The organism is Phaeacidiphilus oryzae TH49 (genome assembly GCF_000744815.1).
Lineage (GTDB): Bacteria > Actinomycetota > Actinomycetes > Streptomycetales > Streptomycetaceae > Phaeacidiphilus > Phaeacidiphilus oryzae.
The window spans coordinates 5,365,309-5,378,652 of sequence record NZ_JQMQ01000005.1 but is presented as its reverse complement, the minus strand read 5'-3'; the positions used below and the strand labels follow the sequence as shown (position 1 = coordinate 5,378,652).

14 protein-coding genes are annotated in these 13,344 nt (G+C 73.3%); 6 read left to right on the top strand and 8 right to left on the bottom strand.

The window, feature by feature from the left end; all coding sequences use genetic code 11:
- Positions 1–37 precede the first annotated feature (37 nt).
- Positions 38–640, bottom strand: coding sequence for a histidine phosphatase family protein (locus BS73_RS27625; RefSeq protein ID WP_037577012.1), 603 nt, complete (start codon positions 638–640; stop codon positions 38–40).
- A 48-nt stretch (positions 641–688) separates the two neighbouring features.
- On the opposite strand from BS73_RS27625, the gene BS73_RS27620 reads away from it, so the two are divergent.
- Positions 689–1,330, top strand: coding sequence for a poly-gamma-glutamate hydrolase family protein (locus BS73_RS27620; protein ID WP_051940885.1), 642 nt, complete (start codon positions 689–691; stop codon positions 1,328–1,330).
- 19 nt (positions 1,331–1,349) lie between these two features.
- On the opposite strand, the gene BS73_RS27615 is transcribed toward BS73_RS27620, so the two are convergent.
- Together BS73_RS27615 and BS73_RS27610 are read right to left on the bottom strand one after the other, a co-directional pair.
- Positions 1,350–2,117 carry a ribonuclease H family protein gene (locus tag BS73_RS27615; RefSeq protein WP_037577009.1) on the bottom strand — a complete coding sequence of 256 codons (768 nt, stop codon included), beginning with the start codon at positions 2,115–2,117 and terminating at the stop codon, positions 1,350–1,352.
- Between the two features lie 43 nt (positions 2,118–2,160).
- Positions 2,161–3,057, bottom strand: coding sequence for a helix-turn-helix domain-containing protein (locus BS73_RS27610; RefSeq protein ID WP_051940882.1), 897 nt, complete (start codon positions 3,055–3,057; stop codon positions 2,161–2,163).
- 104 nt (positions 3,058–3,161) lie between these two features.
- Between BS73_RS27610 and BS73_RS27605 the strand changes: the two genes are divergently transcribed.
- From BS73_RS27605 to BS73_RS27595, 3 genes are all read left to right on the top strand, one after another.
- Positions 3,162–3,866 (top strand): SDR family NAD(P)-dependent oxidoreductase, encoded by a 705-nt coding sequence (locus BS73_RS27605; RefSeq protein WP_037577006.1) that lies wholly within the window; start codon positions 3,162–3,164, stop codon positions 3,864–3,866.
- 78 nt (positions 3,867–3,944) lie between these two features.
- Positions 3,945–4,820, top strand: coding sequence for an LLM class flavin-dependent oxidoreductase (locus BS73_RS27600; RefSeq protein ID WP_037577003.1), 876 nt, complete (start codon positions 3,945–3,947; stop codon positions 4,818–4,820).
- 48 nt (positions 4,821–4,868) lie between these two features.
- On the top strand, positions 4,869–5,411 hold the full coding sequence (locus BS73_RS27595; protein ID WP_037577000.1) for a GNAT family N-acetyltransferase: 543 nt from the start codon (positions 4,869–4,871) through the stop codon (positions 5,409–5,411).
- 34 nt (positions 5,412–5,445) lie between these two features.
- On the opposite strand, the gene BS73_RS27590 is transcribed toward BS73_RS27595, so the two are convergent.
- The 4 genes from BS73_RS27590 to BS73_RS27575 all read right to left on the bottom strand — a co-directional run bounded on the left by BS73_RS27590 (position 5,446) and on the right by BS73_RS27575 (position 9,635).
- On the bottom strand, positions 5,446–6,831 hold the full coding sequence (locus BS73_RS27590) for an MFS transporter (protein WP_037576997.1): 1,386 nt from the start codon (positions 6,829–6,831) through the stop codon (positions 5,446–5,448).
- A gap of 43 nt (positions 6,832–6,874) precedes the next feature.
- Positions 6,875–7,846 carry an amidohydrolase family protein gene (locus tag BS73_RS27585; RefSeq protein WP_051940878.1) on the bottom strand — a complete coding sequence of 324 codons (972 nt, stop codon included), beginning with the start codon at positions 7,844–7,846 and terminating at the stop codon, positions 6,875–6,877.
- Between the two features lie 14 nt (positions 7,847–7,860).
- A complete protein-coding gene (locus tag BS73_RS27580; protein WP_037576993.1) occupies positions 7,861–8,898 on the bottom strand; it encodes an amidohydrolase family protein in 1,038 nt (345 codons plus the stop codon).
- Between the two features lie 158 nt (positions 8,899–9,056).
- Positions 9,057–9,635 (bottom strand): TetR/AcrR family transcriptional regulator, encoded by a 579-nt coding sequence (locus BS73_RS27575; protein ID WP_037576990.1) that lies wholly within the window; start codon positions 9,633–9,635, stop codon positions 9,057–9,059.
- A gap of 113 nt (positions 9,636–9,748) precedes the next feature.
- On the opposite strand from BS73_RS27575, the gene BS73_RS27570 reads away from it, so the two are divergent.
- Positions 9,749–10,678: an SDR family oxidoreductase gene (locus BS73_RS27570; protein WP_037576987.1), complete on the top strand. Its 930-nt coding sequence runs from the start codon at positions 9,749–9,751 to the stop codon at positions 10,676–10,678.
- A 115-nt stretch (positions 10,679–10,793) separates the two neighbouring features.
- Here the strand turns inward: BS73_RS27570 and BS73_RS27565 are convergent, their stop codons facing one another.
- Positions 10,794–12,485 (bottom strand): APC family permease, encoded by a 1,692-nt coding sequence (locus tag BS73_RS27565; protein ID WP_051940874.1) that lies wholly within the window; start codon positions 12,483–12,485, stop codon positions 10,794–10,796.
- A 244-nt stretch (positions 12,486–12,729) separates the two neighbouring features.
- On the opposite strand from BS73_RS27565, the gene BS73_RS27560 reads away from it, so the two are divergent.
- The gene (locus tag BS73_RS27560; protein ID WP_037576984.1) at positions 12,730–13,344 is read left to right on the top strand and encodes a DUF1349 domain-containing protein; all 615 of its coding nucleotides are present in this window, start codon (positions 12,730–12,732) and stop codon (positions 13,342–13,344) included.

The window sequence follows — 13,344 nt, the reverse complement described above, 5'->3', positions numbered from 1 at the left end:
CCCGGGGCGGCCCCGACAGCGGGCCCCGGGGCGACGGTCAGGGCTGGAAGCGCACCGTCCAGGAGCCTCGCTCGCCGGCGATCCGCAGCAGCGACATCGGCTGCGGATCGAGCCGCCAGAAGACCTGCGGCGGGACGCCGAGCGAGTAGACCACGGCGGCCCGGGCCACCCCGGGATCGACCACCGCCACGATCCCGGGGCCCCGGTCGCCCGCCACCGGGCCGCCGGGCTCGTCCCCGGTGCGGGTGTCCATCCAGTGGCCGACCCGGGCGATGAACGTGGTCAGCGGCTCGCCGCCGTACGGGGCGCGGCGCGGGTCCGCCAGCCAGGAGTCGACCGCCTCCGGCTCGCGGGCCATCACCTGGTCCAGCCGGCCGCCCGCCCAGCGGCCCATGTCGCAGTCGCGCAGGGCGGGTTGGGCCAGCGGGGCGATCCCGAGGACGGCGCCGGTCTGCCGGGCGCGCGGGGAGGGGGAGCAGTACCGCTGCGGGGCCCCGGGCAGCCCCAGGTCGTACAGCCGCTCGGCGGCCTGCCCGGCCTCGTGGAGTCCGACCGAGTCCAGCGGGCGGCCGTCGTCGAAGCGCTCGTCCAGCAGCGGGCCGCAGCGGGCGGCGGTGACCAGCGTGAAGCGCAGCGGCATCCGCCGATCGTAAGCGAACCCGGTACTACGGCCTGCCAAAATGACCATATGCCCGATCACTACCGCAACTGGCCGGCGCTCCAGGCGCACTGCACGGAAGGCGTGGACTACCGGATCGTCGAGCGCCGCACCGGATCGGGGGTCGCCCAGCTGGCGATCCACGCCGGCGGCCTGGAGGGCGGGACCGGGGAGCTGGCCAAGGCGGTCGCGGAGGCGCTCGGGCACAACCTGTACTGCTTCGAGGCGCTCCGGCCCACCGGCAACCGCCGCCTCCACATCACCTCGACCAGGTACGACGAGCCGCTCTGCGTCGACCTGCAGCGCAGCGTCCGGCACACGGTGAGCTACCACGGGGCGGCCGGCGCCCGCCCGCTCACCCACCTCGGCGGGGCGGACACCGTCCTCGGCGAGCGGATAGCGGCGGCCCTGGGCGCGGCCGGCTTCGCGGTGGACGGGGAGTCCACGCCGGTCGCCATCAACGGCTCCTCGCCGCGCAACATCTGCAACCGCAACCGCTCGGGCGCCGGCGTCCAGCTCGAACTGAGCAGCGGGCAGCGCGAGGCCTTCTTCCCGGACGGCCCGCGGCACTCCTCGGCGCTGGAGGCCGCGGGGGCGATCGGGGCCCAGCGCACCGCGGTCTTCCACGCCTATGTCGCGGCGCTGGTCACCGCCCTCGGCGACGCGACCTGACCGAATCGCTGACGGTACGTCAGCCAGTGGCCCCGGAGGGCGACTTGGCGCAGTCGAGATGCCCCCAGCCGGAGGGACCCTTGCCGATCAGCTCGCCCTTGCCGTAGCCGCGGCCGCAGCTGCAGGTCCCGGCGAACCGGGCCTTGACGGTCGGCACCCGGCCGCCGCCGGAAGCGCTGCTGGAGCCGCTGCCGGAACCGCCGCCGGCCGCTCCGCCGGCCGAGCTCCCGCCGCGCGGTCCGCCGTTGCCGCCGGCCGCCGCGGTGGAGCCGTTGGCCGGCTTCCTGGCCGGCCGGGACTTCTGCACCACCGGGCCCGGCACCGGCAGGTTCGAGGCGTCGCCGCTCGCGTCCTGCTGGCTGATCGCCGAGTCGCTGGCGGCCTTGTCCGCGATCGCGTTCAGCGGGTCGCCGTCCACCTGGTGCGCCGGGACGTAGACGAAGCGGACCTCCCGGCCGGCCAGCAGGGCGTCGATCCGGACGATCAGCTCCTGGTTGGCCACCGGCTTTCCGGCCGCCGTCTTCCAGCCCTTGCGCTTCCAGCCGGGCAGCCACTTGGTGACCGCGTCCCGGGTGTAGGTGCTGTCCAGCCGGATCTCCAGCGGAACCGCCGGGTCGGTGGACTCCAGCAGCCGGGCCAGCGCGGTCAGCTCCGCGATGTTGTTGGTGGCCTGCCCGAGCGCGCCCGCCGCCCAGCGCACCGGCCGCGCCGAGGCGTCCGCCAGCACCCAGGCCCAGGCCGCGGGGCCCGGGTTCCGCTTGCAGGCCCCGTCACACGCCGCGATCATCCCGGCCTTCGTCCCGGCCGCCTCGGCAGCCGCTTCCTGTCCATCACTCACCCGGCGATGATGCCAGCTCCCCCTCCTCGGGGTGAAACCCGCGGAACTCCGTGCCGCCGATCACCCCGAGCAGTTTCAGCCGCTCGGCCGCCTCGCTGCCGGCCGGGGCGGTGTACGCGATGATCCGCAGATCGCTCCCGGGGGCCAGCAGGATGTCGCAGTCCAGTTCGATCGGGCCGATCTGGGGGTGGAGCACGGTCTTGGTGGCGGCCTCGTGGGCGCCGACCGCCCCGCTCCGCCACACCGCGGCGAACTCCTCGCTGGTCTCCAGCAGTTCGCGGACCAGTGCGCGCAGCCCCGGGTCGTCCGGGTAGCGGGCGGTGGCCGAGCGGAGGTCGGAGACGACCGAGGCGCGGAACGCGTCCCGCTCCTCCGGCGTCTTGTGGACCCGGTCCGGCAGGGCGCTGAAGTGCCGCCAGACGATGTTCCGCTGGTGGCCGCGGAGCCCCGACATGTCCCCCATCAGCGCGGCCCACATCGGGTTCCACAGCACCAGGTTCCAGGCCGCGTCGCAGACGCTCAGCGGCACCCCCTCCAGGCGGTCCAGCAGCCGGAACACCCCCGGCGTGACGTGCTGCGAGATCACCCCGGGCCCCGGCACCGGCTGCCCGCCCAGCAGGTAGAGGTGCTCGCGCTCGGCGGCGGACAGCCGCAGCGCGCGGGCCAGCGCGGCCAGGACCGACCCCGAGGGCGCCGTCGACCTGCCCTGCTCCAGCCTGACCAGGTAGTCCACGGAGAGCCCGGCGAGCTGCGCCAGCTCCTCGCGGCGCAGCCCGGCCGCGCGCCGTACGCCGCCCGTCATGCCGCCGGCCGGCAGCCCGGCCTCCTCCGGGGTCAACCGGTCGCGCCAGCCGCGCAGCGCCCGGCCCAGTTCGGTGGGTCCGTTCATCCCCCCAGTATCGCCGCGGACGGCGCCGGCAGCCTGGTACTGCGAGTCCCTGGGCAGAGCCGGGTACTCGTCCGCCGCGGCCGCCCGCGCCGACACTCGGAGGCATGACAGTCACCCTGATCACCGGGGCCAACAAGGGCCTCGGCCACGAGACCGCCCGCCGCCTGACCGAGGCCGGGCACACCGTATGGATCGCCGCCCGCGACCCCGAGCGCGGCCGGCGGGCCGCCGAGTCGCTCGGCGCCCGCTTCGTCCGGCTGGACGTCACGGCGGAGCACGGCCCGGCCTCCGCCGAGGCCGCGGCCGAGACCGTCCGGGAGGCGGGCGGCGGACTGGACGTGCTGGTCAACAACGCCGGCGTGATCGGCTCGCGGAAGCCGGTCGGCGCGACCACCGGCGCGGACATGCTGGCCACCTTCGACACCAACGTCTTCGGCGCGGTGCGGGTCACCCGCGCCTTCCTGCCCCTGCTCGCCGAGAGCCCGGCCGCCGTGGTGGTCAACGTCGGCAGCGGTATGGGCTCGGTCGCGGCCACCAACGACCCCGGCCGGGTCGAGTCCACCATCTCGGCCCTGGACTACCCCTCGTCCAAGACCGCACTGGTGATGGTCACCTCGCAGTACGCCAGGGCCTACCCCCGGATGCGGTTCAACACCGTGGACCCGGGCCACACCGCGACCGACCTCAACGGCCACTCCGGCACGCAGACCGTGCGGGAGGGCGCCGAGGCCATCGTGCGGATGGCGCTGATCGGCCCGGACGGCCCCACCGGCGGCTTCTTCGACCGGGCCGGCCCGGCGGCCTGGTGAGCCGGCGGCCCCGGCGGCACCGTTCTGATCGCGGGCTTGACCGGGTCTGCCGGGGCCCGGAGGATCACGCCTATGCGAATGCGCTGCGCCGTGAACGTCCCCAACTTCGGCGACTTCGCCGATCCGCGGACGGTCGCCGACCTGGCCCGGCGGGCCGAGGAGGCCGGCTGGGACGGGCTGTTCGTCTGGGACCACGTGGTCTTCGAGAAGAAGACCCGGGTGGACATCGCCGACCCGTGGATCCTCCTCACCGCGGCCGCGCTGGCCACCGCGCGGATCCGGCTCGGGGCGATGCTGACCCCGGTGGCCCGCCGCCGGGTCTCCACCCTGGCCCGCCAGGTGACCACCCTGGACCGGCTGAGCGGCGGCCGGGTGGTCTTCGCCGCGGGCCTCGGCGCCCCGCTGGAGGACGAGTTCGGCAGCTTCGGCGAGCCCACCGATCCGCGGACGGTGGCCGCCCGCCTGGACGAGGGGCTGACCGCCCTGGACCTGCTGTGGTCCGGCGAGACGGTGAGCTTCCACGGCGAGCACGTCACCGTCGAGGAGGTGGCCTTCCGCCCGACACCGGTACGCGGCCGGCGGGTGCCGGTGTGGATCGGCGGCAACTGGCCGAACCGGGCGCCCATGCGCCGGGCCGCGCGCTGGGACGGCGCCTTCCCGATGCTCGGCGGGGTGGAGCAGGCCGCGCCGCCGAAGCCGGCGGTGGTCCGGGAGGTGCGCGCCTTCCTGGACGCCTGCCGCTCGGAGGCCGGCGCCGCCTCCCCGGAAACCGGGTTCGACCTGGCCGTCTGCGGCGCCACCCCGGCCGGCCCCGCCGAGGCCGGCGAACTGCTGGCCCCGCTGGCCGAGGCGGGCGCCACCTGGTGGCAGGAGACCATGCCCTGGGACGACCGCCTCACCAGCGCCGACGCCATGCGCCGTCGGGCGGAGCAGGGGCCGCCCCGGCTCGGCTGAGCCGGAAAACGCATTGCTCCCGGGCTTCGATCCGCCCAGAATCCGGCCATGGAGCACATCATCAGGCCCATTCGCCCCGAGGAGTGGCGGCAGGTCAGGGAGCTGCGGCTGGCCGCGCTCGCCGATCCGGCGGCCCCGATCGCCTTCCTCGACGACCATCCGGCGGCGGCCGCCCGTCCGGACGCCCACTGGCAGGAGCGGGCCGCCGACGCCGCCGAGGGCGGGCCGCACCGGCAGTTCATCGCCGAGGCGCCGGACGGGAGTTGGGACGGCTCGGTGACGGTGCTGATCGAGGAGCCCGGCGACCCCGCCGTGTTCGGCGGCGTCCCGGAGCACCGCCAGGCGCATCTGGTCGGCGTCTTCGTCCGACCGGGGCAGCGCGGCTCCGGCGTGGCCGAGGCGCTCTTCGAGGCCGCGGTGGACTGGGCGCGCTCGGTGGACGGGGTCCGGCGCATCCGGCTGTACGTCCACGAGCGCAACGCCCGCGCCGAGGCCTTCTACCGCCGCTTCGGATTCGTCCGCACCGGCCCCGGCACCCCGATGGCCACCGACCCCTCCGCCCTGGAACACGAGATGGAACTGCCGCGCTGAGCGGGACCGCCCAGCGCCGTCGGACCCGCTCCCCTCAGCCGGCGGCCGTGGTCTCGGGAGACCCCCGCTCGGCCCCCTCGACGGCACCCGCGACCTCCTCGGGGTCGCGCCCCCTGGTGCGGGGGCCGAAGACGGCCAGCACGATCGCCCCCACCAGCCAGGTGGCGGCGATGAAGATGAAGACGCTGCGGTAGCCCTGCCAGGTGTAGAGGGCCGCGATGATCAGCGGTCCGGCCGCGTTGGAGAGCCGGCCGAGGCCGTACGAGACGCCGGTGCCGAGTGAGCGGCCGCGGGTGTCGTACAGCTCCGGCGAGTAGGCGTAGCCGAGGGCGGTGTAGCCGCGCTCGAAGAGGTTCACCAGGAAGCCGAAGGCGACGATCATCACCGGGTTGAAGGTGAGCCCGTAGAGCAGACCGCAGACGGCGATCACGCTGCCGAACGCGACCAGGCACCACTTCCGCTCGAAGCGGTCGGTGACCACCGCGGCCAGGTAGGAGCCGAGCGGCGCGCCCACGGTGGAGAGGGCCACGTAGAAGATGGACTTCTCGACGCTGAAGCCGTGCTTGGCCAGCAGTGTCGGCGCCCAGGTCGAGTAGCCGAAGAAGCCGATGGTCTGGGTCACCCAGAGGACCGTCAGCAGCAGCGTGGGCATCAGATAGCGGCGCTGGAGCAGCAGTCTGAGCGGCGCCCGGCCCGGTGCCGGCACGTCCGACTGCGGCTCCGGCTCGGCCAGCGGGCCCTTCTCCGCCGCCACCCGCCGCTCGATCTCCCGCAGCACCGCGTCGGCCTCCTCGGTCGCCCCGCGGCTCTCGTACCAGCGCGGGGACTCCACCAGCCGCCGGCCGAAGAAGAGGTACACGGCCCCCAGCGCGCCCCACAGGTAGACCAGCCGCCACGACCAGTGGTTGAGCGGAACCACGGCGCTGGCCACGAAGTTGGTGACCGGCGTCCCGCAGATGCCGATCACGATCGCGTACGCCTGGTACTTGCCCCGGACCGCCTTGGGGAACAGCTCGTTGACGTAGATCACCGCGACCACGGTCATCGCGGACAGCCCGGCCGAGGTGAGCACCCGGAACACGCCCAGCGAGACCAGGTTCCAGGAGAAGACCGCCGCCAGCGAGAAGACCGAGAAGCCCATGGTGGTGAGGGTGAGGGCGCGCTTTCGCCCGAAGCGGTCGGCGATACCGCCGGCCACCAGCGCCCCGACGAACATCCCCACGAACGACAGCGAGGTCACATAGGCGACCTGGCTGACGCTGACCCCCCAGAGCTTGATCAGCCGCGGGGAGGTCGCGGAGAAGCTGTTGACGTCGGCGAATTCGAAGAAGTACGCGAACGACACGGCCACCAGAGCAGTGCGGTGGAAGCGCGAGATGGGCAGTCTGTCCAGCCGGTTCGCGATGTTGAGCTGTTGCATGAGTGGCCTGCCGTGAGTGGGTGGGGGGTTGGCGGGGGCCGGGTCAGCCGGCGGACTCCTCCGGCCAGTACAGCCGCATCGGGTTGTCGACCAGGAGCTTCCGCTGCTGCTCGGCGGTCTCGGCGATCCACGGGATCCAGTCCACCAGCAGCCCGTCGTCGGGCATGTGCCCGGTGAGGTTGGGGTGCGGCCAGTCGCTGCCCCACAGCACGCGGTCCGGGAACTCCCGGACGACCCGGCGGGCGAACGGCACCACGTCCTGGTAGGCCTGGGACTCGCCGTCCAGCGCGGGCGGCCCGGACACCGAGAGCCGCTCGGGGCAGCTGGTCTTGACCCACACCCCGCGCCCGCCGCTGCCGCCGTCCCCGCTGTTGCGGTCGACGAAGCGGAGGAAGCGGTCGAACTCCTCGCCGTCGACCGGCTTCCGGACGTCCGGGCGGCCCATGTGGTCGACCACCAGCGGGGTCGGCAGCGAGCCGAAGAAGCCCTCCAGCTCGGCGAGGTCGGCGGCCTCGAAGTAGATGACGACGTGCCAGCCGAGCGGCGCGACCTTCTCCGCGATCGCCCGCAGATCGTCCTTGGGCGCCGAATCCACCAGCCGCTTCAGGAAGTTGAAGCGGACCCCGCGGACCCCGGCGGCGTCCAGCCGGCGCAGTTCGGCGTCCGCGATGTCGGGGCGGACGGTGGCGACCCCGCGCGCCCGGCCGCCGGCCGCCCGCACGGCGTCCACCATGGCGCTGTTGTCGGCACCGTGGCAGGTGGCCTGGACGACCACATTGCGGCTGACGCCGAGGTGGTCGCGGAGGGCGAACAGCCGGTCCTTGCCGGCGTCGCAGGGGGTGTACTTGCGCTCGGGCGCGTAGGGGAACTCGGCGCCGGGGCCGAAGACATGGCAGTGGGCGTCGACGGCGCCGGGCGGGAGGGCGAACCGGGGCCTGCTGGGGTTCGGGTACCAGTCCAGCCAGCCGGGGGTCTTGGTGAAGGCGGCGGCGGGTCCGCCGGTGGTGCTGCTCATCGCGGTCGCTCCCCTCAGCGTCCCTGGCTCTTCAGCAGGGCGTCCAGCCGCGGGTAGACCGCGCGGGCGTTGCCCTCCTGGACGGCGGCCAGCTCGTCGGCGGGCAGGCCGGCCGACTCGACGTAGCGGCGGGTGTCGTCGAAGTACTCCCCGGTCTCCGGATCGATGCCGCGGACGGCGCCGATCATCTCGGAGGCGAAGAGGACGTTCCGCCGCGGGACGACCTTCAGCAGCAGGTCGATGCCGGGCTGGTGGTAGACGCAGGTGTCGAAGAAGACGTTGTCCAGCAGGTGCTTGTCCAGCGGCGGCCTGCCGAGCGCCATGCCGAGCCCGCGCAGCCGTCCCCAGTGGTACGGCACCGCCCCGCCGCCGTGCGGGATGACCAGCCGCAGGGTGGGGAAGTCGGCGAACAGGTCGCCCTGCAGCAGCTGCATGAAGGCCGTGGTGTCGGCGTTGAGATAGTGCGAACCGGTGGTGTGGAAGGCCGGGTTGACGCTGGTGCTGACGTGCACCATGGCCGGCAGGTCGTACTCCACCAGCTTCTCGTAGACCGGGTACCAGTACCGGTCGGTGAGCGGCGGGGCGTTCCAGTGGCCGCCGGAGGGGTCGGGGTTGAGGTTCACCGCGACCACGCCCAGCTCCTCGGCGCAGCGGACCAGTTCGGGGACGCAGGTCGCCGGGTCGACGCCGGGCGACTGCGGCAGCATCGCGGCCGGGGCGAAGCGGGTCGGATAGAGCGAGCAGACCCGGTGCACCAGGTCGTTGCAGATCGCCGCCCACTGGGAGGAGGTCGAGAAGTCGCCGATGTGGTGGGCCATGAAGGAGGCGCGCGGGGAGAAGACCGTGAGGTCGATCCCGCGCTCGTCCATCAGCCGGAGCTGGTTGCCCTCGATGGCCGCGCGCAGCTCGTCGTCGCCGATGCGGAGGTCGGCGGGGGCGGGCGCGGCGGGGGCGGGGTCGCCGCCGCCCTCGACGGCCCGTATCTGCCGGTTCCGCCACTCCCCGAGTGCCGGCGGCGCTGTGGTGAAGTGCCCATGGCAGTCGATGATCATCGGTGCCCTCTTTCCAGGTCGAAGCGTTGGCAGCCTAACCGTCACCGATTTTGTTGACAATAGTTTGGGCAATCTTTCCCCTCGCGGGGAGACCGGCTCACTGCGGGGTCGCCGCGGGTCGCCTCCGCCCGCTTCAGGGCACTTCAGGTCACTTCAAGTCACTTCAGGGCACGGAAGGCCGCGGCGATGCCGGCGGCGCACTCGGCGAAGGTCGGCCGGCCGTCAGCCGCGCCGGGGTCGGCGACGGACCCGATCCAGCGGACGAAGGCCACATGGAAGACGGTGACCGCGCTGTGCGCGGCCAGGCTCGCCTCCGGCTCGGACACCCCGCGGGTGCGGAGCGCCTCGGCGACCGACTCGGCGAGCTTCGCCAGCTTCAGCAGCTCGCGCTCCCGCAGGCTGGGATGAGAGGCGACGATCCGGGCGCGGACGGTCGCGTACTCGCGGCGGCCCTCCAGCAGTTCGCCGCCGGCCACCACGCCGGCCAACGCGGCGTCCAGCGCCGTGTGGTCCGCGGGCGCGGCGAGGATCGCCTCGCAGGCGATCCGGTCCAGCGTGGCCGCGCCATCGAAGAGCACCTCGCGCTTGTCGGCGAAGTGCCGGAAGAAGGTGCGCTCGGTGACCCCGGCGCTGGCCGCGATGTCCCCCGCCGTCGTCTGCTCGAAGCCGTACTCGGCGAAGAGCTCCAGCGCGGCACGCATCATCCGCTCACGCGCGTTCGGTTCCCAGCGGCCCATGCCGAGCGAGTCTACCGATGACAGTCGCTGACATAAAGTGCTAGGCTTAGTGATGTCAGCCGCTGACATGGCTGCTGGCCTTCTCCCCGTTCCCTTGCGGAAGGACGTTCGACATGCGCGTCTTCGTCACCGGCGCCACCGGCTGGATCGGCTCCGCGGTCACCGACGAACTCCTCGCCCACGGCCACCAGGTGGTCGGGCTCGCCCGCTCAGCGGCCTCGGCCGCCGGGCTCCAGGCGAAGGGGGCCGCCGTCCACCGCGGCGACCTGGACGACACGGACGGACTGGCCAAGGCGGCGAAGGCCGCCGACGCCGTGATCCACCTCGCCTTCAAGCACGACTTCGACGACTACGCCGCCGCCGGCCGCAGCGAGCACCAGGCGGTGCTGCGGATGCTCGACGCGATCGCCGACGGCGGCAACGGCAGCGCCGGCGGCAGCGGGGAGGCGCGGCCGTTCCTGATCGCCTCCGGGCTCGCCTCCGGCTCCCCCGGCCGACCGCTGACCGAGGAGGACCCCTCCCCGTTCCACGGCGCCGACTCGATGCGCGGCGGCAGCGAGAACCTCGCCCTCTCCTACGCCGAGCGCGGGGTGCGGCCGGTGGCCCTGCGCTTCTCCCCCACGGTCCACGGGATGCGCGACCACGGCTTCACCGCGCAGCTGACGAAGGTGGCCCGGGAGCGCGGGGCGGCCGGGTACGTCGGCGACGGCTCCACCCGCTGGGCGGCCGTCCACCGCTCGGACGCGGCCCGGCTGGTCCGGCTCGCGCTGGAGCAGGCGCCGGCGGGCAGCCGGGTGCACGCGGTGGCCGAGGAGGGCGTTCCGTCCCGGGACATCGCCGCCGCGATCGGCGCCTCCCTGGGGCTGCCGACGGTCTCCGTCGCCGCCGAGGACGCCGACGCCCACTTCGGCTGGATCGGACGCTTCTTCGGCATGGACATCCCCGCCTCCAGCGACCGCACCCGCAAACTCCTCGACTGGACCCCGACCGGCCCCACCCTCCTGGAAGACATCGCCGCAGGCGCGTACACCACGGCAGACTGACCCATCCAAGCCCACCACCCACGGTCCCGTGCGGGGCGCGGGCCCGGAGCCTAGAGCGCGCGGCGCCCGGTGCGCGTCGGGGTGGCGCGCTCCGGGCGGGGAGGCGGGGTGGGGGTCAGGCGCCGGCTGCCGTTGCCGGTTCGGCTGTGGGGGTTGCTTCGGCCAGGGCGGCTTCGGTGTGCGGGAGGACCTCCTCGGCGGGGAGGCGGAACCGCATCGCCAGCACGAAGGTCACCAGGGTGATGACCGCGTTGGTGCCGAAGCCCCAGCCGAGGCCGATGATGTTCCGCCCGCCGTCGAAGCCGCCGAGCCAGCTCTGCACCGCCAGCATGGCCAGCCAGAGGACCACCCACCAGCCGGCCCGCAGGTTCAGCTGGGGAGCGCTGCCGCCGGCCCGCGCCTGGAAGAAGGGCAGCAGCACCAGGCCGAGGAGGATGGCGGCGAAGAGCTTCCAGTCGGTCGTCCAGCCGGCCCAGAAGACGATCAGATTCGAGGAGTACAGCGCCAGGAACGGTATGAGGTCCCCGCCCGGCAGCTTGAACGGCCTGGGCAGGTCCGGCGCCTGGCGCCGCATCGCGGACAGCACCAGCGGCCCGACGCCGAAGGACAGCACCGTCGCCGAGGTGATGAACCCGACCAGCTGCTGCCAGCTCGGGAAGGGCAGGAAGACGATCAGGCCCACGACGAACGCCACCAGCAGGCTGACCACCGGGGCGCCGTTCTTCTCCGTCGTCCTCGACAGCGACCGCGGGGCGTTGCCGTTGCGTCCCATCGCGTACGAGCAGCGGGCGGTGACCGTCGTGTAGACCAGGCCGGTGTCGGCCGGGGAGATGACGGCGTCGACATAGAGGGTGACGGCCAGCCAGCCGAGGCCGATCACCGAGGCGATGGCGGCCAGCGGCCCGAAGTCGTTGGCGTAGTTGAGGTTGATCCAGCCGTGCGAGTGCGCCAGGTCGCCCTTGGGCACGGCGCCGATGAAGGCCACCTCCAGCAGCACGTAGATCAGCCCGCAGAGGAGCACCGAGCCGATGATGGCGATCGGGATGTTCCGCTTGGGGTTGTCGGTCTCCCCGGCCAGCTCGATGCCCTGCCGGAAGCCGAGGAAGGAGAAGGTGATGCCGGCGGTGGCGATCGCGGTGAAGATGCCCTTGGCACCGCCGGGGGCGAAGCCGCCGCCCTTGCCGTACTCGGTGGCGTCGAAGTTGTGGCCGTGGAAGGCGGTGGCCAGGAACGCGGCCACGACCAGCAGGATGATCAGCAGCTTCCAGCCCACCAGCACGTTGTTGAGGCGGGCGAACCAGCGGATGCCGACGTAGTTGACGACGACGAAGACGGCCATCCCGATCACCGCCAGGGCGTAGCCGAGGCCGGTGAGGGTGTGCGAGCCGTCGGGGTGACTGGTCGTCAGCCTCGCCCACTTGGTGGCGTAGGTGAGCGCGCCCTCGACCTCGATCGGCGCGACCGTGGCGGCCGCGATCCAGGTGATCCAGCCCATCGCGTAGCTCGCGAAGGAGCCGAAGGAGAAGTGCGGGAACCGGACCACCCCGCCGGACAGCGGGATCATCGGGCCCAGTTCGGAGAAGCAGAGGCCGATCAGCAGGATCATCACCGCGCCGATCAGCCAGGAGAGGATCGAGGAGGGCCCGGCCAGCTTGGCGGCGTTGAGCGCGCCGAACAGCCAGCCGGAGCCGATGATCGAGCCGACGCCGGCGAACAGCAGGCTCACGATGCCCATGTCCCGCTTGAGCTTCGACCGGCCCAGGTGCTCCGTGGCCTCCTGGGCGGTCAGGGTGTTCCTAGCAGCCATGTAGCCGACTCACCGTCCGTCCCGTGAACGTGCGTTGAATGTGCTTCGTCTGCGGAGCTTGTGACCCAGCCGGTCTATGCCCAGCACCCCGGCGAGTGGCAACAGCAGCGCCGACCTCGATGCCAGATGGTCGTCTGCCCGTGATCCGGACTTGTCCAACCCCTTCCGGCTCCCCGGCTCCCCGGCCCCTCGGCCCTCCCGGGCCGGCGTTGACAACCGCCTTGCGGGCGCCGAGGGTTGGGCGATGACCACAGCCACCGTCCCGGGCCTGCCGTTTCCGCTCGCCTCGCAGGGCGCGCCCGCGGTCGCCCACCGCCTCACCGAAGGCCCCGTGCTGACCCTGACCGCGGCGGCCGGCACCGACCTCTTCACCGACCCCGGCGGCGCCCACCCGCCCGCGGAGACCGGACGGCTCGCGGGCGTGCCGCCGGAGGGGGACTTCCGGCTCGCCGCCCGGGTCCGGGTCGGCTTCGGCTCGACCTTCGACGCGGGCGTGCTCCTCGTCCACGCGGACGAGGAGCACTGGGCCAAGCTGTGCTTCGAGTACTCCCCGCAGAAGAGGCCGACCGCCGTCACCGTCGTCACCCGCGGCAGCTCGGACGACGCCAACGCCTTCGAGGTGGACGGCGACACCCTGTGGCTCCGGATAACCAGGACCGGCCGCGCCTGGGCCTTCCACGCGTCGGCGGACGGTGAACTCTGGCGCCTCCTGCGCTACTTCACCCTCGACGAGCCCGCGCCCGGGCGGACCGCCGTCGGCTTCCTCAGCCAGTCGCCGACGGGCGCCGGCTGCACCGCCGTCTTCGATCGCATCGCCTTCGCTTCGGGCGCCCCCGAGGACCTGCGGGACGGTTCCTGA